This is a genomic window from Photobacterium indicum, assembly GCF_003026215.1.
Lineage (GTDB): Bacteria > Pseudomonadota > Gammaproteobacteria > Enterobacterales > Vibrionaceae > Photobacterium > Photobacterium indicum.
In genome coordinates, this window is sequence record NZ_PYOC01000001.1 from 413,409 (window position 1) to 430,956 (window position 17,548).

The following is a 17,548-nucleotide window of genomic DNA, read 5'->3' on the forward strand; positions in this document are numbered from 1 at the left end:
AGGCTGTGAAACGTTCATGTCATTACTATCGGCAGAGCTTTTTCAGCCTTTTTATTCACTTAACGTTGGCAAGTTGGTATTCGTAACTTGTAATGAGACAGTGTTTGAATCAGTGGCTTCAAATAATGGAGTCGCTTGTTCTAACCAATTTACAATACGCTTTTGATTATCAGGGAATGCGTTTGTCATAGCTCGAGCATGATTACAAGAATCTAATCGCCAGAAATCTTTGTTACCAGGTAGCTGTTGATAAATTTCTTCACCTGACGCGATGGGTACAATACGATCTGACTTGCAATGAATAACTAAGGACTGTATTTCAGGCAAGGTCGCTATAATCTCTTTGGCCGCGTACTTATCTCGTATTATGAGATGTGCAATCCATGAATATAATTCGCTAAACATGCCTTTATCTAAGACAAACTTGGCCTCATCAACATAACTTGTAAACGATGAATCAATTATGATGCCATTAAGGTTTATTGGATTATCTGCTAGTGCCCGCAAAAATATATTACCGCCAGTAGATGTAGCAATAATGAAGGTGGGTTGCTGCGTATTTATTTGTGATTTTTCTACATGCTTCAAGATACTTATCGAGTCTAAATAAGCAGATTTGTCGCCAACACTGCCTGTTGAATGACCAAAGCCGGAATAGTCAAATACCATCACATCGTATCCATGTTTCGCGAGCCAATCGACTTTTTCTTGTGTTTGTTCCATATGCCCGCTATTGCCATGGAAGTGCACAATAAAACCTCGATGCTGAATATCCTCTTCTGCTGGTATCCATAAATGGGCAATACGATTACCAGACACTGACTCTATCCAGCGAATATCTGGATTAAGGTATTGTGCTTTAGATGGTGTGAAAAAGGCAGTGTTTGCACATCCTTGAGTAAAAAATAAGATAACTATCAAGCCAATAATATTTTTCATTACCACCTCCCCGATTTTATTATTTGTACGGAAGAAAGTAGAAAATGGATCATACCAATCTCATCTCATTATTTTTATGATCTTGAGTGATGATTCAAAAGAACTTGCATTCATTAAATGTTAGTACCCTAGGGGATTCATCACGAAGAGAATGCAAATAGTTTGGTATAATTCTCATAATAGAAATTACAATGATTTATGAGCAAAAGAAAAGATGGGTTGTTATATACCTAGTCACCTCAAGATGCTGAAACGATCAGCTTGAGGTAACTTGGGTATAACGTAATGGTCTTTATTTAAAGCTCACTGCCTTTTTTGAGGATTTACCGTTTGAGTTCAAAACAGCGTACGCAAGTTGCCATTATTGGTGCAGGCCCTTCTGGCTCGGTTGCCGCAGCATTACTTCACCAAAAAGGGATTGATGTGGTGGTACTTGAAAAAAGTCTTTTCCCTCGTTTTTCAATTGGTGAAAGCCTGCTACCAGCCTGTATGGAAGTGATAGAAAAAGCGAATATGCTATCAGCGGTAAAGCGTGCCAATTTTCAATTTAAGGATGGTGCGGCTTTTCATCGTAATGGCAAATATACCTGTTTTAATTTTACGGACAAATTTACCGAAGGTGCAGGCACTACGTTTCAAGTACAGCGGGCAAACTTTGATAAAGTGCTTGCCGACGAAGCGGTTGAGCAAGGTGTTGAAATTCGTTATCAACATACATTAATGAATATTGATCTTGCGGGTAAGCACTCAGTACTAACTGTAAATGATAAACACGATAAGAGTTATGAATTAGAGGCTGATTTCGTATTGGATGCGAGTGGTTTTGGGCGGGTGCTTCCACGTTTATTAGCATTAGAAGAACCATCATGTTTACCGACACGAAGGGCGGTATTCACGCATGTAGTCGACAATATCGATACATCAGCACCAGAAAACCTCGATTACGATCGCAATAAAATTTTAATATCGGTTCATCCCGATAATCCAGATGTGTGGTATTGGTTAATTCCATTCAGTAATGGAACGTGTTCGTTTGGCATCGTTGCTGAGCCGGCATTTTTTGCTGGTTACCCAGAAAATAACATCGCAGCAATTAAGCAGCTTGCGAGCGAAGAACTAGGGTTATGTCAATTATTAGCCAAGGCAGAGTTCCCCAACCCTGCGGGTGAAATTGGTGGTTATTCTGCGAATGTAAAAACCTTATGCAGCGAGAAATTTGCGCTGTTAGGCAATGCGGGTGAATTTTTAGATCCAGTGTTTTCTTCTGGTGTCACCATTGCGATGAAATCATCCGAAATTGTGACAGATTTATTGATTCGGCAATTTAATGGCGACTCGATTGATTGGCAGAAAGACTATGCCGAGGCATTAATGATAGGGGTTAATACTTTTAGAGCTTATGTTGAAGGTTGGTATTCTGGTGAGCTGCAAGATGTGATTTTTCATGAAAACCCCGATCATAAAATTAAACAAATGATTTGTTCTATTTTGGCTGGGTACGCATGGGATACGACGAATCCATTTGTTGCTCAACCTGAACGGCGGTTGCGTATGATTGCTGAAATTTGTAGAGATACGAAAAGTTAACAACTCTATCTGAAACGAGCATCTTGAACTAACTTGAATATATCATTAATGCGGCTGTTTTTATAAAACAGTCGTATTTTTTTTGCGGTTAAGCAAATGAGTTAATTCATATTTTCATTCTTGTATGGAACTACAAGGTTATTGCATTTCCATGATTCACTACGTATGTTAGTGAGGTATATTGGGTATCGACAAGTAGCAGATCATCTTCGCGAGTTTTAATCACCTAACAACGTTAGACATTTTGTAAACTGATCCTAGTTACTTCAATTATTGTTTTGTTATTCACTATTTTTCCTGCACAAATATTTGACCATCTACTTGTTAAGTATGGCATTACTCATTTAAGCAAAAAGGCTATTCATGCATATTACGAATAAAACATTTACTGAACACGATTTTAGTGAGCAAGATCTTCAAGATGCTCGTTTTGAAAATTGTCAGTTTTATCGTTGTAATTTTAACCGTGCAAATTTATCTGATGCCGCGTTTATCGAATGCCAATTCATTGAGCGCGGCGACGTGGATGGTTGTCAGTTTGAATATACAAAATTAAAAGATGCTAGTTTCAAGCATTGTGATTTGAGCATGGCGCAGTTTCGAGGTGCTCAGTGCTTTGGTATTGAATTAAGAGATAGCCAGTTAAAAGGGGCTGATTTTGTGTTGGCCAGCTTTGCGAATTACATAACTCACAATACCTTTTTTTGCTCTGCTTATATTTCTCGTTGTAATTTATCGTATGCTAATTTTGAAAATCAACGCTTAGAAAAGTGTGAGTTATTCGAAAATAAATGGAATGGTGCCAACCTATTAGGTGCTACATTCAAAGGGTCTGATTTAAGCCGTGGTGAGTTTTCGCCAGAAGCATGGGGACAATTCGATATGACGGAATGTAACTTGTGCCATGTTGATCTTACTGGGCTTGATATTCGTCGAGTGAGTGTTGCAAAGGTGACTATTTGTGATTGGCAGCAAGAGCAATTACTTGAACCTTTAGGGGTTGTTGTACTACCTGGTTAATCATCGTTTGTTAGAAGGTGTTGCTATAAAAAAGCGATGAAAAAACGAAGAATAAGGTGTGAATACTATCTATCCAAAGAGGGCTATTGGATAGAATACTTGTACTTTAGGGCATGTCGAGGTTTTATATTCTGGCCGAACCTGAAACCTCAACACGCCCTAGTTACGAACGATATTTATTTTTTCGTGCGTACGTACAGTTCTTCAACTTTTGTTCTTGCCCATTCCGTTTTACGTAAAAACTTTAGGCTAGATTTGATGCTTGGATCTTGGTTAAAGCAGCGAATATTGATGCGATAGCCTAGTTCTTCCCAACCATAATGCTCGACAAGTTCAGTTAATAGCTTTTCGAGAGTGATGCCGTGAAGAGGATTGTTTGTTTGAGTCATGTTTATTGCCAATGAAAGAATCTAACGCAAGTATATCAGTTTATATACCCAAGTCACCTTAAGGTGCAGGATTCAAAGTAGCCTCAGTGTGTTTAATTCAAGGGAAATATGTGTAGGAATGGCATTCCCATCCAACCATTCTTTTATCCTCTTTTTTGTTATTTAGGTATGTTATGACACAACACAGACGCGCAGATTTATTGATAGTTTGTGCAACATTACTGGCTTCGGCGGGTTGGATTTTCTCTAAGCAAACCATTCAAGGGCTCCCGCCTTTTGGATTTATTGGTTTACGGTTTGTACTGGCCTCATTGCTTATACTTCCTTTTTGTTACCGTTTATTTAAGCAAGTGAGCCTGAAAGACATCGCGCAATCGTCACTGGTCGGTATGTTGTTGGGGGCGGCATTACTGACTTGGATCTATGCGATTTCAGTCAGCGATACCCTTGGCGAAGGGGCGTTTATTATGAGCCTTTCTATGCTATTGGTTCCGTTAGTAGCATGGCCGTTATTTAAACAAAAACCAAATCGTCCTTTTTGGATTTCGTTACCCTTTGCCATTGTTGGTCTGGTTTTACTATCGCTATCAGGCGGTGGTTGGCATCAATCAGTAAGCCAAGTGTGGTTTTTATTAGCAGCTGCATTATTGGCATTACAGTTTAATTTTAATAGTCGATACGCGCAGCGCATTCCCACGTTATTACTGACGTGTGTTCAATTATTTGTAACAGGTGTGATGGGGCTGATTGCATCATTAATGTTTGAGCAATGGCCACAAACGGTTGATTTAGAAATTTGGGGCTGGTTCGCCTCTAGCGTATTGATTGCAACAAGTATCCGTTATGTATTACAAACAGCAGGGCAGAAACACACGAGTGTGGCTAATGCTGCCATTATTATGGTTTTAGAACCGGTCTGGACGGTGTTTTTGAGCATTCTATGGTATGGCGAGAAGATGCCAGCAGAGAAGATAATAGGGTGCTCATTAATCCTTTTTGCGTTACTGCTTTATCGAGGCTGGTATACCATTACTGGTAAGCTATTTAAATAATCAGCTTTCACGCAGAAGTCACTCTAAGTTTAGTGTCTTGAATTAGCTTGGTATACAAGTGCTAAACAAAAACAGCCCCCTATTTTCACTAAAATGGAAATAGGGGGCTGTTTTTGTTCATGGTAATTGATTTTAACACATCAAATATTGTTGTTTTACTGGCTCTTTTTTAGGTGATATTTGCTGGTTTTTCTTACTTAATGCAGCACATCGAGGGCAGCCATTACCCGCAAGATGATTCGATGGAAGCTGCTCAAATTCACCATGTAGTGAACAAATAATTGTGCCCTTTGTCCGTACGTTTACATAGCCAAATAAGCTGTAATCATAGCGTTCGCCGTGAATACATTGAGCCTGTTGCGTAAACTGTTCATTGGTTTTTTTTTTGCCTTTTTTGGCGCAAAGCGGGCAACCTACACCACGTAAATGGGCATCGGGGCGTTGCTCAAAATCCCCATGTTCGGGGCAGGTAATAATGGCTTTAGAAAGCGCACCGGTATAAATAAATTTCGAATAATCGTATTTACCCGCATGTACCTTTATCGCTTCATTTACGATCACTTCGCGGTTTTTTGGGTACGATTTCGAACATTTAGGACACCCTTTACCTGAAAGGTGAGCATTCGGGCGCTGTTCAAAATCACCATGCACAGGGCATGATATTAGCCCTTTAGTCAGTGCGCCTAAGTATTCAAACTGGCTATAATTATATTTTTTACCATGCAACTTTTGGGCTGATAAAACAAATTGTTCCTTTGTTTTCTTTTCTTTGCCTGCACATTTAGGACAACCTCTGCCAGCAAGGTGTGCATCAGGGCGTTGTTCGAAATCACCATGTAGCGTGCAAGTTATGAGGCTTTTTGTTTTAGCATTCAGGTAAATGAAATTTTCATAGCGGTATAGTTGGCTATGAACATGATGCGCTTCTTGAATAAATATTTCGGTTGTTTTTTTCATTTAATTGAACCGCCAATGATTATCACTTTAACGAATACTGTTTCATTACATGGTAGATATGCGATGAAGTAGCAATTATTTACTCGTAAATGCATGTGTAAATATATTTATTAATAAGTATTATTATGAATAGGAGTAAGTTCTTAATAACCGTATGCTCTTGTTTTATATGTTTCTCTTTTATTGAAAAACAAGCAACACTCAAAAATGAAAATCATTGTTGCATTTTTTATGATAGCGGTCACAGTTTGTATGATGTAAATTTCAACCATCAAGTTTCTAATGAAGATCACGTCGATATTAATGATTCCAAAACTTTTTTATAAGTGTAGGTGACACACATTGCAGCTTTTGTAATTAAATAAAACGTTGGATGTTTATTTAAATAGGGATTCCTTTTGATTTAAATATGCCATTAGTATTTTAAGTGATTACATGTATTGTAATGGTGGTAAAGGATGGACGTTATTTTCTTGATTGGGTAAGTATTTTTTTAAGGAGTGGTGAAATATAAATACTGTTTAATGTAAGAGGGATAATCTATGGAAGTTCCTTCCAGTCGTAGTGATATATTATTAGCTGCAAAACAGATCTTAATAAGTCAAATTATATGTGGTGCAATTTATTTGCCCTATGTCGTAATGTCTTCTGATCTATTGGGTATCGAATCTGCGTTGATAGGTATGGCTATTGCTGTTATTCCATCGATGATGGGAATGATAACAGCAACGTTTAAAGTAAAACTAAAGAAAGATAGCAGTATCAGTGAGTTAATAAGAGTTACTAGAACGGTCAAGCTTGTGTACACCGTTGTTATGTTCATTTTAGCCTTCCGGTTCATGGCATTGAGTAATGTAATAATGTTATCTGCTTATGGCATGACATTTTTAGGATGCTTTTTAACCCCGATACTTAATAAACCTCAATTTAGGATGACGTAAGGTGGATAATGTCAGTTCCGCTCACGAATATATTGAGCACCATCTAACCTTCCTCACATTAGGAAAAGGTTTTTGGAGTATTAATATTGACTCCATGATCATGGTTTGGATGGTAGGTTTACTTTTCATTGGTGTATTTAGATATGTTGCAACCCGAGGGACTAAAGGTGTTCCTGGTCGCCTGCAATGTTTTATTGAAATAACTTTTGATTTTGTAAATAACCTAGTTAAAGAAATATTTAAAACTGAAGATAAGCTCATTGGTCCATTAGCTCTTACTATTTTTGTCTGGGTCTTTTTGATGAACAGTATCGATTTATTACCTATCGATTTTGTTCCTGCATTAACCCGATTATTTGGTGTCGAGCATTTCAGAGATTTACCATCAGCTGATGTGAATGTTCCTGTATCAATGGCGTTAGGTGTCTTTATATTAATTATTGGTTATACCTTGAAAAACAAAGGTATTGTCGGGTTTATTAAAGAGCTAACAACACAGCCATTTGAACATCCATTGTTATACCCAGTGAACTTCATTTTGGAATTAATTACATTAATTTCAAAGCCAATTTCACTCGGCTTACGACTATTCGGCAACATGTACGCAGGTGAAATGATATTCATCTTGATTGCATTAATGCCTTGGTGGATGCAGTGGGCATTGAGTGTACCTTGGGCCTTGTTCCACATACTGATTGTGTTCTTACAAGCTTTCATTTTCATGGTACTAACCATTGTTTACTTAGCTATGGCAACAGAAGAGCACTAGTTATTTAGCGTCTTAGCTATTAACAACCTCTAGCCACTATTTATCTTATTTATCGTTAATTTAATTTATAAAAAATTTGGAGTCATTCATGGATATCGTAAGTGCAGTTCTTTACGTTGCTGGCGCACTATTAATTGGTTTAGGTGCGGCAGGTGCTGCAAGTGGTATTGGTAACTTGGCGGGTAAATACCTTGAAGGTGTAGCGCGTCAACCGGATCTTACTCCAATGCTTCGAACTCAGTTCTTCATCATGATGGGCCTTGTCGATGCGGTTCCAATGATCGGTGTTGGTATTGGTCTATATATCATTTTCGCTGTTGCTTAATAAATGACTACTGCGGTGATACAGCGCGAAGTACTTGATGTTTAGCGCTGTTGCTACCAAGCATTAATTAAAGAGTGAGGATGTATGAATTTAAATGCAACCATGCTTGGCCAAGCAATATCCTTCGTGATTTTTGTATGGTTATGTATGAAATACGTATGGCCACCATTGACCGCATTGATTGATGAACGTCAGCGTGAAATAGCCGAAGGGCTTAGCCAGATGGATCTAGCGGCAAAAGAACTTGAATTAGCAAAAGCCAACGGTGATCAACTGATGGTTGAAGCGAAACAAAGTGCAAGTGATTTGGTTGAACAAGGCAATAAACGCCGTAGCCAAATTATTGAAGATGCCAAGCTAGAAGGTGATACCGAGAAAGCTCGAATCATTGCTCAAGGTCAATCAGAGCTTGAAAGTGAGCGTAATCGCCTAAGGCAAGAACTTCGTCAAGAAATGTCAGATCTGGTTATCGAAAGCGCGGAAAAATTGATTAAACGCAACCTTGATAATGCTGCAAACCGTGAATTTGTTAATAAGCTAATTACGGAAATGTAATCGGGGAGATCACCATGTCAGATCTAAAAACGATAGCTCAACCTTATGCCAAAGCCGCGTTTGATTTTGCTTTAGCCAATAAGTCGCTCGACCAGTGGGCACACATGTTAATGATAGCTGCAGATGTTGCTCATCAGCCCGTGATTCTTCAGGAAATCAAAGAGATTGATTTCAAAGGCGCGAAAAACGCCGAGGCTTTTACGCTGATGTTTTTAGATATCTGTGAAGGCTTACTTGATGAACATGGTCAGAACTTTGTTCGAGTGATGGCAGAAAATGGCCGATTAATTGTTCTTCCTGACGTTCTAAATCTTTTCATGGAAATGAAAGCGGACTTTGAACGCACTATAGAAGCGACAGTGTTATCTGTTGAACCACTAACGGAAGAACAAAAAGTTAATTTGGTTAAAGCATTGGAAAAGCGTCTTTCTCGCAGTGTTGAGTTGGATTGTCAGATAGATGAATCGCTTGTTGGCGGCATGCTTATCAAAGCTGGAGAGCTGGTTATTGATGGCACTCTCAAGAGCTCGATGAACCGACTAGCAAGTAGTCTACAAGCGTAACGGGTAATAGATATGCAATTAAATTCAAATGAAATCAGCGATCTAATTAGACAACGTATCGCAACCTTTAATGTGACGAGCCAAGCTCGCAACGAAGGTACTATCGTCTCAGTAAGTGACGGTATTATTAGTATTAATGGTCTTGCTGATGTTATGCAAGGCGAGATGATTGAACTACCAGGTAATCGCTACGCATTGGCGCTAAACCTAGAGCGTCATTCCGTAGGTGCTGTGGTAATGGGGCCGTACTCGGATCTTGCTGAAGGTCTTAAAGTAAAAGGGACTGGACGTATTCTTGAAGTACCAGTTGGTCGAGGTTTACTGGGTCGTGTTGTTAATACGCTAGGTCAAGCTATTGATGGTAAAGGCGCAATTGAAAACGATGGTTATTCACCTGTCGAAATTATTGCCCCTGGTGTTATTGAACGTCAATCAGTCGATCAGCCTATTCAAACGGGTTATAAAGCGGTTGATTCCATGGTGCCAATTGGTCGTGGACAACGTGAACTGATTATCGGTGACCGTCAAACGGGTAAAACGGCTATGGCGATCGACGCCATTATTAACCAGAAAGATTCTGGTATTAAATGTGTTTACGTCGCGATTGGTCAGAAAGCATCAACCATTGCTAACGTAGTACGTAAACTGGAAGAACACGACGCATTAAAAAATACCATTGTGGTGGTTGCGACTGCATCTGAAGCTGCTGCACTACAGTATCTAGCACCTTATTCTGGTTGCACCATGGGTGAATATTTCCGTGACCGTGGTGAAGATGCACTGATTGTTTATGATGATCTGTCTAAACAAGCGGTTGCTTACCGTCAAATTTCACTTTTGCTTAAGCGTCCACCGGGTCGTGAAGCTTTCCCTGGTGATGTGTTCTACCTCCACTCTCGTCTGTTAGAACGCGCATCTCGTGTAAACGTTTCTTATGTTGAGCGCTTTACTAAAGGTGAAGTAAAAGGCAAAACAGGGTCGTTAACTGCACTACCAATTATCGAAACCCAAGCGGGTGATGTATCAGCTTTTGTTCCGACAAACGTGATCTCGATTACTGATGGGCAGATCTTCCTACAAACGCATTTATTTAACTCGGGTTTACGTCCAGCGGTTGACCCAGGTATTTCGGTATCTCGTGTTGGTGGTGCTGCGCAAACAAAAATTGTGAAGAAACTGTCGGGTGGTATTCGTACTGCACTTGCACAGTATCGTGAACTTGCGGCTTTTGCTCAGTTCTCATCAGATCTTGATGATGCAACACGTAAGCAACTTGATCACGGTGAAAAAGTGACAGAGTTGATGAAGCAGAAGCAGTACGCTCCAATGTCTGTTGCAGAGCAAGCGATCGCTATTTTCTCTGCTGAAAAAGGCTATTTAGGTGATGTGCCGCTAGCCAGTATTGGTGATTTTGAATCCGCATTAATGGCGTACGCGAAAAGCGAACACTCGGCGTTGCTAGATACTATCAATGAAACGGGTCAATACAACGACGATATTGAACAAAGCCTGCACAAGTTACTGAAAACATTCACCGCGACGCAGTCGTGGTAAATCGAAACAGGGTAAATACAGCGTGGTGAATCTCGCTGACATCAACCCATCGTGAATGTTGATAGGAGCTAAAAATGGCAAACGCAAAAGAAATTCGCACCAAGATAGCGAGCGTACAAAATACGCAAAAGATCACCAGTGCAATGGAAATGGTTGCCGCAAGTAAGATGCGGAAGGTGCAAGATAACATGGCGGCAACCCGTCCTTACGCTGAGAATATGCGTAAGGTAATCAGCCATGTTGCATCGGGCTCATTAGAGTATAAGCACCCCTATCTTGAAGAGCGTGAAGCAAAACGTGTGGCGTACATCATCATATCCTCAGATCGAGGCTTATGTGGTGGCTTAAATACCAATCTGTTTAAGCAAGCCTTAAAAGATATGCGCCAATGGCAAGAGAAAAATGTTGAAGTAGATTTGACGTTAATCGGTTCAAAAGCTATTTCGTTTTTCCACCGTTTTGGCAATGTCATTGCACAAACATCAGGCCTAGGTGATAAGCCTAAATTGGAAGATCTGTTAGGTGCTGTTACAGCCATGCTTGAGCACTTTGATGACGGCAAAATTGATCGCTTGTATTTGGTATACAACGAGTTCGTTAACACTATGGTACAGAACCCACGTGTAACGCAATTATTGCCTCATCCAGATAAAGATGATTCGCAAGACAGTAAACCCAATGATGAAAATAGTCGCTGGGATTACATCTACGAACCTGATCCAAAAGACATACTCAACGCTTTAATGCTGCGTTACATCGAATCTCAGGTGTATCAAGGCACCGTTGAAAGTATCGCTTGTGAACAAGCCGCACGAATGGTCGCGATGAAATCGGCGACAGATAATGCAGGCGACATTATTAACGATTTGCAGCTGGTTTATAACAAAGCCCGCCAAAGCGCTATTACCCAAGAGCTAAGTGAAATCGTAGCCGGTGCACAAGCCGTTTAAACAGAATTCAGAGGATATCAAATGAGTACTGGTAAAATTGTCAAAGTCATCGGCGCTGTCGTTGATGTGGAATTTGACCAAGATAGTGTGCCACGTGTTTATGATGCTTTGAACATCATTGATGGCGATAACAGCTCTCTTGTACTTGAAGTACAGCAACAAATTGGTAGCGGAGTCGTTCGTTGTATCGCAATGGGTTCGTCAGATGGTATGCGCCGTGGTTTAACCGCAGTGAATACGGGTGAACCGATTACTGTGCCAGTGGGTGAAGAAACCCTTGGTCGTATCATGAACGTATTAGGCCACCCAATTGATGAGTGTGGTGAAATTGGTCAGAAAACCTCTTACCCAATTCACCGCGAGCCACCATCATATGAAGAACAAGCGAACAGCACTGAACTATTAGAAACTGGTGTAAAAGTTATCGACTTGATTTGTCCGTTTGCTAAAGGCGGTAAAATCGGTCTGTTCGGTGGTGCGGGTGTGGGTAAAACCGTCAACATGATGGAGTTAATCAATAACATCGCCAAAGCCCACTCAGGTCTGTCTGTATTTACAGGTGTGGGTGAACGAACACGTGAAGGTAACGACTTCTACTACGAAATGAAAGAAGCCGGTGTACTTGATAAAGTTGCCATGGTTTATGGCCAGATGAACGAGCCCCCAGGTAACCGTTTACGTGTTGCACTTACAGGCTTAACCATTGCAGAGCGCTTCCGTGATGAAGGCCGTGATGTACTGTTGTTCATTGATAATATCTACCGTTATACCCTTGCGGGAACAGAAGTATCAGCCCTGCTTGGTCGTATGCCCTCTGCGGTAGGTTACCAGCCAACATTGGCTGAAGAGATGGGTGTGCTGCAAGAACGTATCACATCTACGCACAAGGGATCGATCACCTCGATTCAAGCCGTTTATGTACCTGCGGATGACTTGACGGATCCATCACCAGCTACAACGTTTGCTCACCTTGATGCAACGGTTGTACTGTCGCGAAATATTGCTGCATTAGGTCTTTACCCTGCGATTGACCCATTAGATTCAACCTCACGCCAGCTTGATCCATTGGTTGTTGGTGTTGAGCACTATGAAGTTGCTCGTGGCGTACAAACAGTACTGCAACGTTATAAAGAACTGAAAGATATTATTGCTATCTTGGGTATGGATGAATTGTCTGAAGAAGACAAATTGACCGTAGCCCGAGCACGTAAAGTCGAACGTTTCCTGACTCAACCTTACCATGTTGCTGAAGTATTCACGGGTCAACCGGGTATTTTTGTATCACTGAAAGAGACATTGAATGGCTTTAAAGGCTTATTGAATGGCGATTACGATGACGTTCCAGAACAAGCATTCTTGTACTGTGGCTCTATCGAAGACGTTATCGAAAAAGCGAAAACTATGTAAGTTTGAGGAGGATTTATGGCTATCGGCGTTACTCAGAATACATTCCAACTCAACATTGTGAGTGCAGAAGGTCCGTTATTTAGTGGTAAAGCACATGCTTTGGCTATTTCGGGTCTTGATGGTGAACTTGGTATTCGCCCTGGTCACTCTCCTTTGCTGAGTCGTATTAAACCTGGCGTTGCTTATTTTCAAACTGATTTGAAAGGGGATGACGAAATTCTCTACATTTCAGGCGGTATTGTTGAGGTTCAACCTTCATTAGTGACGGTATTGGCTGATACAGCTATGCACGGTAAAGATATTGATGAAGCTCGTGCAAATGAAGCACGACGTGCAGCAGAAGAGAATATTAATAAGCAGGGCCACGATATCAACTTTGCGCAAGCGCAGATGGATTTGGCGAAAGCAATGGCTCAGTTACGTGCCGTTGAATTGACCCAAAAACAGAGGCGTCGCTAAATAACTCCAGTACATCACTATCGATCGAATGCTCTGATATGTACCGATATCAGAGCATTTTTTTTTCTGTAATTTGAGGCAACTTGAATTAATCTAATCGCGATGGAGTGATTATATATTGGTTCCATTAGATGGATAGAACTGTAATAAAAAGTAACATTGGTTTATTTGTTTAGAGCTAACGTATAAACTGACGGCTCAATTATTTTACAAATAAGTAAAAACGGAGAACAAAGTAATGCGCTTTTTAGCTAGTCCAATGTTCTCAAGCCTATATCGTATTTACCTATCCTCTCAAGCAGTCGCCGTTTACCTCCCCAGTAATTAATCTTCCTATTCGTTCACTCAATGTATCTAAAACGTTGAGATAGATAGTAATGGAATTAAGCATTGCCAGTGAGCTTGGTCGCTTTCAACACTGAGCCTCTCGTTAGTGTTTTCTGCTCATTACTTCATGCTATCTCACATCGTTAATATAGAGCACATCTGCAAGTGAATTTCACATCTTACTCCCAGATTATCTATATCTCCTCAATGGAGGACATGTGTCATTTTTTATTGCTTCTCAAATCTTAGCTGGATTGGCTTCGCTATTCGATATCGCCTCATTCCAGTTTAAAAATCGAAATAAACTTTTAACGACTTTATTTATTTCCGCATTACTAATTGCTGCTCATTTTGCCTTGTTAAAAGAGTGGACAGCTGCATGCTTGCTTGTCATTGGGGCATGTCGATACTTAGCCGGAATCTTCATATCCGATCCTAGAATGAAATGGCTATTTTATTTGGTCACACTACTGGGCACGGCGCTAACCTTCAGTGGTATCGCGAGTGTATTGAGCTGTATCGGGTCGCTATTTCATACTAAGGCTTCATTTAGTCATAACGATAAGCTTATGCGTTGGCTTATGGTTATAGGTACTGTGGTTTGGCTTATTCACGACATCATTGTTGGATCTCCAGTCGCGGTATTATTGGATGTTCTATTTATTATCAGCAGTGCTATTGGCTACTATCGAATACATATAAAGAAACTATTACTCCTAACCTAAGCTATTCAATTGAATTCAGCCTTTGACAACTCGCCGCGCGTCAAAGGCTGATTCTAAGTGGAGCTGCAATAGCAATATAACTTTATATAGATGGTGATTTTGATTACAATTCATATGGTTACAAAATCTGCTAGAACATTAGGAGGCTTTAAATAAACAATAATGGTGCGGCTGGATGGTATTCACTTCCAGTGAATTTAGCTGTTCCCAGCTTACTGTGTAGACTTTGTCTTGGAACACCTTGGATAGATGCATTTATTCATATAAAAACGCCTGCGTATTTGCAGGCGCTATTATTCTTATAAATAAGTATTATTACCAAGTGTATTTAATACCAACACGATAACGAAGCTGACGCTCATCTGTTGTGCGGTTTAATTTCACTTGCCCTAGTTCAATAAATGGACGCCACTTTTCACCATCTTTCATATTGAAAGCATACATTAAGCGAACATTATGCAAATAATCGGTTGAGCCGTTATCAAATAAAGCTTTGCCGTTGCCTTCCATTTCCTTCCAGAACTGAAATTCGTACTGGAAATCCCAATCTCCTGTTTTGTAACCTAGCCAGGTATCAAACTGCTGAATTTTAGAGTGATAGCTATTGCCATCAGTGCCTTCTTGACTGTAATCCCATAGTTTCCACTTATATCGACCTTGGATGCGGAAGCCATTATCAAAAGAATAATTTAAACGTGCGTAAGGTACATAGACCAAGCCATCAGGATTAAAATCTAATGAGGAACCAAATACACCTGTTAAGTTAGGCTTAAGCTTTGTGTAATAGAAGATTGATAATTCAGATCCATTCATCGTCATGGAATCATACATTTTGTCTTCTTCGTCGTTGTTATAACGAGCATCTAATTCGAAGCCGATATTCTTTCCTGTATCGATGAAGGCTTTTACGCGATCAGAATGTTTGTTATTTCCGTCTTTATATTCGTGTCGATACTCTACGGTCGTTTTATAGTCATTTGCCACTGCATGTGAGGTTGTTGCCAATAGCATAGAAGCGGCAACAAATTTAAGTGTCGTTTTCATAATAACCTTTCTAATTGTGTTTAGGATTGTGTCAATAAATTAGGTGTATGCATTTGCTGCTGATGCTGGCACTTCTGTTGGGCGCCAAGGATCACCGGTATGCTCTAACCAAGGGAGTAGTTCTTCTTCGATCAACGAAGCCACGATGCTTTCATTCTGTTGTGCGATGTTTTGCATCTGGTATAGGTCGTTTTGGTTGTCGTGTAAAACGAAAGTAAGAGGCTTACCTATTTTGCGGTCAACCATTAAGGTGTAGCGATCGGTTCGCACACCACGACGACCGTAGGATTGACCACCGTAAGGCATAAACGTATACATTTGAGATGTCGGTCTGTTGTCGCCTTCTAGTCCATGGACACTGTTGGCATAGTTAAAGCCTTCCACTGTGTCTGGGATTAGTTCTGGCATTCCCATTAAACCGAAAATGGTTGGGTAGATGTCAGGTGCAGAGAAGAGCAGATCATCTTGGCGTGGTGCAATTTTACCGGGCCAGCGGAACATCATTGGAATCCGCATTGCCTCTTCATAGTGGACATTCTTGGTGGGCTTACCGTTAGAGCCCATACAGCAGCCATGATCTGAGAAAAATACCACCAAGGTGTCTTCTTCCAGACCAAGTCGGTCAAGTTCATCAATAATCCGACCAAATTGCGCATCTACACCGTGTACCATTGCCATGTACTCTTTGAAGTACGCAGGCCCATACCCTTCTTGATAGTCTTTATCCCATTGAACATTTGGTCGGGTATTAAGGCTTTCAGAAGTGTCATTCTGATAACGGTCGAGATATTTTTTCGGCACTTCATCATAAGGAGAATGCGGAGGATTCATAGAAACAACCAGCGTAAACGGTTTGTTACTATCACGGTATTTTCCGTCTTCATTTCGCAGGTATTTTATGGCTATATCGGCTTCATGCTCAGGGCTCCACTGATTCACTTTGATTGGCTGATCACGCGGTGTCTCATTGGTCCAATACATGGGTGTTAAATGTTTATCGTAAGTACCGTAGGCATACCAAAAATCAAAACCATGACGACGATCCGGAGCTGTCCAATCATTCCAGTAACGGCCTTCCATCGGATTGTTATAACTCGGAATGAAAGGAGCCTCTGGCGTATCAAGGTGCCATTTCCCTATATACCCCATGCTGTAGCCTTGGTCTTTTAGTACATCAGACCAAGTGCGAGTATTTTTCTTTAGCTCAATACCAAAGTCTTTGCCGCCAAACTTACCGGGCATGGCTGTGTGGCTATTACCCTGAATACCATTACGGTATGGATATTGACCTGTCATCAGCATGCCTCTAAATGGAGTACATAGTGGGAAGTTGGAAACGGCTTGGTGAAGAACAGCACTCTGGTTGGCAAAACGGTTGATATGCGGTGTATCTGAAGGATCTTGATTCATAAAGCCCAAAGACTGGGCACGCATTTCGTCTGGGAAAACAATCAATAAGTTAGGCTTCTTTATCTTAGTATTCGATAAAGAGGAGTCCGTAGGGTTTTGCTGGGCTGAAGTACAGCCAGAGCTCATCGTTGTAGCGGCAACGGCACTGGTTGCAGCCATTCCTTTTAGCAAACTTCGGCGGGTGATAGACATGTTCAACTCCTGAACGTGAGATGTATTGGATAAAAACAAGTGAAAGCAAAATGCTTTCATTTATTGTTTTAATTATTAAATTTCGCATTTGCACTTCCGATTTATTGCGGATCGTAAGTTATCGAAAGCTTATTGACTGTGTATTCGATCACAGAAAAGAAATCGAAAGTAAAATAGTGCTTTTTACGAAAGGGAGATGAAAGGATGTACGCTTAAAAAGTGAAAGGCATGCCGCATTAACGGTGTTTACGTTTGGCAATGGGTCTTTCGAAGGTTATGATGTCATCAAATGCGTAAATGTACGCAAGTGTAAGTGTAAGAATGCGAAAGAATGTGAAAGAGATCAAAAGTTTTCATTTTACGCATTGTTGCTTTCGTTTTTA

General features: G+C 40.5%; 18 protein-coding genes. 13 read left to right on the top strand and 5 right to left on the bottom strand.

Annotated features, from left to right (window positions below; translation table 11 throughout):
* Positions 1-51 precede the first annotated feature (51 nt).
* Positions 52-939, bottom strand: a complete 888-nt coding sequence (locus tag C9J47_RS01770; RefSeq protein WP_245903251.1) for an alpha/beta hydrolase — start codon at positions 937-939, stop codon at positions 52-54.
* A gap of 330 nt (positions 940-1,269) precedes the next feature.
* Here C9J47_RS01770 and C9J47_RS01775 point away from each other — a divergent pair, with 330 nt between their 5' ends.
* Positions 1,270-2,526 (top strand): NAD(P)/FAD-dependent oxidoreductase, encoded by a 1,257-nt coding sequence (locus C9J47_RS01775; RefSeq protein ID WP_107251965.1) that lies wholly within the window; start codon positions 1,270-1,272, stop codon positions 2,524-2,526.
* Positions 2,527-2,889: 363 nt separating this feature from the next.
* A complete protein-coding gene (locus C9J47_RS01780) occupies positions 2,890-3,546 on the top strand; it encodes a Qnr family pentapeptide repeat protein (RefSeq protein ID WP_006228785.1) in 657 nt (218 codons plus the stop codon).
* Between the two features lie 176 nt (positions 3,547-3,722).
* Here C9J47_RS01780 and C9J47_RS01785 read toward each other — a convergent pair whose 3' ends face one another.
* Complete coding sequence (locus C9J47_RS01785) at positions 3,723-3,935, bottom strand: VF530 family protein (protein ID WP_107251966.1); 213 nt, start codon at positions 3,933-3,935, stop codon at positions 3,723-3,725.
* Positions 3,936-4,108: 173 nt separating this feature from the next.
* On the opposite strand from C9J47_RS01785, the gene C9J47_RS01790 reads away from it, so the two are divergent.
* Positions 4,109-4,987 carry a DMT family transporter gene (locus tag C9J47_RS01790; RefSeq protein ID WP_107251967.1) on the top strand — a complete coding sequence of 293 codons (879 nt, stop codon included), beginning with the start codon at positions 4,109-4,111 and terminating at the stop codon, positions 4,985-4,987.
* Between the two features lie 132 nt (positions 4,988-5,119).
* Here the strand turns inward: C9J47_RS01790 and C9J47_RS01795 are convergent, their stop codons facing one another.
* Positions 5,120-5,944: a hypothetical protein gene (locus C9J47_RS01795; protein WP_107251968.1), complete on the bottom strand. Its 825-nt coding sequence runs from the start codon at positions 5,942-5,944 to the stop codon at positions 5,120-5,122.
* 542 nt (positions 5,945-6,486) lie between these two features.
* Between C9J47_RS01795 and C9J47_RS01800 the strand changes: the two genes are divergently transcribed.
* The 10 genes from C9J47_RS01800 to C9J47_RS01845 all read left to right on the top strand — a co-directional run bounded on the left by C9J47_RS01800 (position 6,487) and on the right by C9J47_RS01845 (position 14,519).
* Entirely contained in the window at positions 6,487-6,885 is a 399-nt protein-coding gene (locus C9J47_RS01800; protein ID WP_107251969.1) for a hypothetical protein, read from the top strand.
* 1 nt (position 6,886) lies between these two features.
* On the top strand, positions 6,887-7,654 hold the full coding sequence (gene atpB / locus C9J47_RS01805) for a F0F1 ATP synthase subunit A (protein ID WP_107251970.1): 768 nt from the start codon (positions 6,887-6,889) through the stop codon (positions 7,652-7,654).
* Between the two features lie 88 nt (positions 7,655-7,742).
* Positions 7,743-7,979: a F0F1 ATP synthase subunit C gene (gene atpE, locus C9J47_RS01810; protein WP_004730405.1), complete on the top strand. Its 237-nt coding sequence runs from the start codon at positions 7,743-7,745 to the stop codon at positions 7,977-7,979.
* A gap of 84 nt (positions 7,980-8,063) precedes the next feature.
* Positions 8,064-8,534 carry a F0F1 ATP synthase subunit B gene (gene atpF / locus C9J47_RS01815; protein ID WP_006228791.1) on the top strand — a complete coding sequence of 157 codons (471 nt, stop codon included), beginning with the start codon at positions 8,064-8,066 and terminating at the stop codon, positions 8,532-8,534.
* Between the two features lie 14 nt (positions 8,535-8,548).
* Positions 8,549-9,097, top strand: a complete 549-nt coding sequence (locus C9J47_RS01820) for a F0F1 ATP synthase subunit delta (RefSeq protein WP_107251971.1) — start codon at positions 8,549-8,551, stop codon at positions 9,095-9,097.
* A gap of 12 nt (positions 9,098-9,109) precedes the next feature.
* Positions 9,110-10,651, top strand: a complete 1,542-nt coding sequence (atpA, locus tag C9J47_RS01825; protein ID WP_107251972.1) for a F0F1 ATP synthase subunit alpha — start codon at positions 9,110-9,112, stop codon at positions 10,649-10,651.
* Positions 10,652-10,725: 74 nt separating this feature from the next.
* A complete protein-coding gene (gene atpG / locus C9J47_RS01830; protein ID WP_107251973.1) occupies positions 10,726-11,601 on the top strand; it encodes a F0F1 ATP synthase subunit gamma in 876 nt (291 codons plus the stop codon).
* 21 nt (positions 11,602-11,622) lie between these two features.
* Positions 11,623-13,008 (top strand): F0F1 ATP synthase subunit beta, encoded by a 1,386-nt coding sequence (gene atpD, locus C9J47_RS01835; RefSeq protein WP_107251974.1) that lies wholly within the window; start codon positions 11,623-11,625, stop codon positions 13,006-13,008.
* Positions 13,009-13,023: 15 nt separating this feature from the next.
* Positions 13,024-13,467, top strand: a complete 444-nt coding sequence (locus tag C9J47_RS01840; protein ID WP_006228796.1) for a F0F1 ATP synthase subunit epsilon — start codon at positions 13,024-13,026, stop codon at positions 13,465-13,467.
* A gap of 545 nt (positions 13,468-14,012) precedes the next feature.
* Entirely contained in the window at positions 14,013-14,519 is a 507-nt protein-coding gene (locus tag C9J47_RS01845) for a YgjV family protein (RefSeq protein ID WP_107251975.1), read from the top strand.
* 315 nt (positions 14,520-14,834) lie between these two features.
* Here the strand turns inward: C9J47_RS01845 and C9J47_RS01850 are convergent, their stop codons facing one another.
* Both C9J47_RS01850 and C9J47_RS01855 read right to left on the bottom strand, forming a co-directional pair.
* Positions 14,835-15,563 carry an oligogalacturonate-specific porin KdgM family protein gene (locus C9J47_RS01850; protein WP_011220235.1) on the bottom strand — a complete coding sequence of 243 codons (729 nt, stop codon included), beginning with the start codon at positions 15,561-15,563 and terminating at the stop codon, positions 14,835-14,837.
* A 39-nt stretch (positions 15,564-15,602) separates the two neighbouring features.
* A complete protein-coding gene (locus tag C9J47_RS01855) occupies positions 15,603-17,165 on the bottom strand; it encodes a sulfatase family protein (RefSeq protein WP_107251976.1) in 1,563 nt (520 codons plus the stop codon).
* Between the last annotated feature and the right edge of the window lie 383 nt (positions 17,166-17,548).

Bases quoted from the DNA above. Each gene is read 5' to 3' on its own strand.
- C9J47_RS01770 (WP_245903251.1), bottom strand. From the start codon at position 939: ATGAAAAATATTATTGGCTTGATAGTTATCTTATTTTTTACTCAAGGA.
- C9J47_RS01780 (WP_006228785.1), top strand. From the start codon at position 2,890: ATGCATATTACGAATAAAACATTTACTGAACACGATTTTAGTGAGCAA.
- C9J47_RS01785 (WP_107251966.1), bottom strand. From the start codon at position 3,935: ATGACTCAAACAAACAATCCTCTTCACGGCATCACTCTCGAAAAGCTA.
- C9J47_RS01790 (WP_107251967.1), top strand. From the start codon at position 4,109: ATGACACAACACAGACGCGCAGATTTATTGATAGTTTGTGCAACATTA.
- C9J47_RS01795 (WP_107251968.1), bottom strand. From the start codon at position 5,944: ATGAAAAAAACAACCGAAATATTTATTCAAGAAGCGCATCATGTTCAT.
- C9J47_RS01800 (WP_107251969.1), top strand. From the start codon at position 6,487: ATGGAAGTTCCTTCCAGTCGTAGTGATATATTATTAGCTGCAAAACAG.
- atpE (WP_004730405.1), top strand. From the start codon at position 7,743: ATGGATATCGTAAGTGCAGTTCTTTACGTTGCTGGCGCACTATTAATT.
- atpF (WP_006228791.1), top strand. From the start codon at position 8,064: ATGAATTTAAATGCAACCATGCTTGGCCAAGCAATATCCTTCGTGATT.
- C9J47_RS01820 (WP_107251971.1), top strand. From the start codon at position 8,549: ATGTCAGATCTAAAAACGATAGCTCAACCTTATGCCAAAGCCGCGTTT.
- atpA (WP_107251972.1), top strand. From the start codon at position 9,110: ATGCAATTAAATTCAAATGAAATCAGCGATCTAATTAGACAACGTATC.
- atpG (WP_107251973.1), top strand. From the start codon at position 10,726: ATGGCAAACGCAAAAGAAATTCGCACCAAGATAGCGAGCGTACAAAAT.
- atpD (WP_107251974.1), top strand. From the start codon at position 11,623: ATGAGTACTGGTAAAATTGTCAAAGTCATCGGCGCTGTCGTTGATGTG.
- C9J47_RS01840 (WP_006228796.1), top strand. From the start codon at position 13,024: ATGGCTATCGGCGTTACTCAGAATACATTCCAACTCAACATTGTGAGT.
- C9J47_RS01850 (WP_011220235.1), bottom strand. From the start codon at position 15,563: ATGAAAACGACACTTAAATTTGTTGCCGCTTCTATGCTATTGGCAACA.
- C9J47_RS01855 (WP_107251976.1), bottom strand. From the start codon at position 17,165: ATGTCTATCACCCGCCGAAGTTTGCTAAAAGGAATGGCTGCAACCAGT.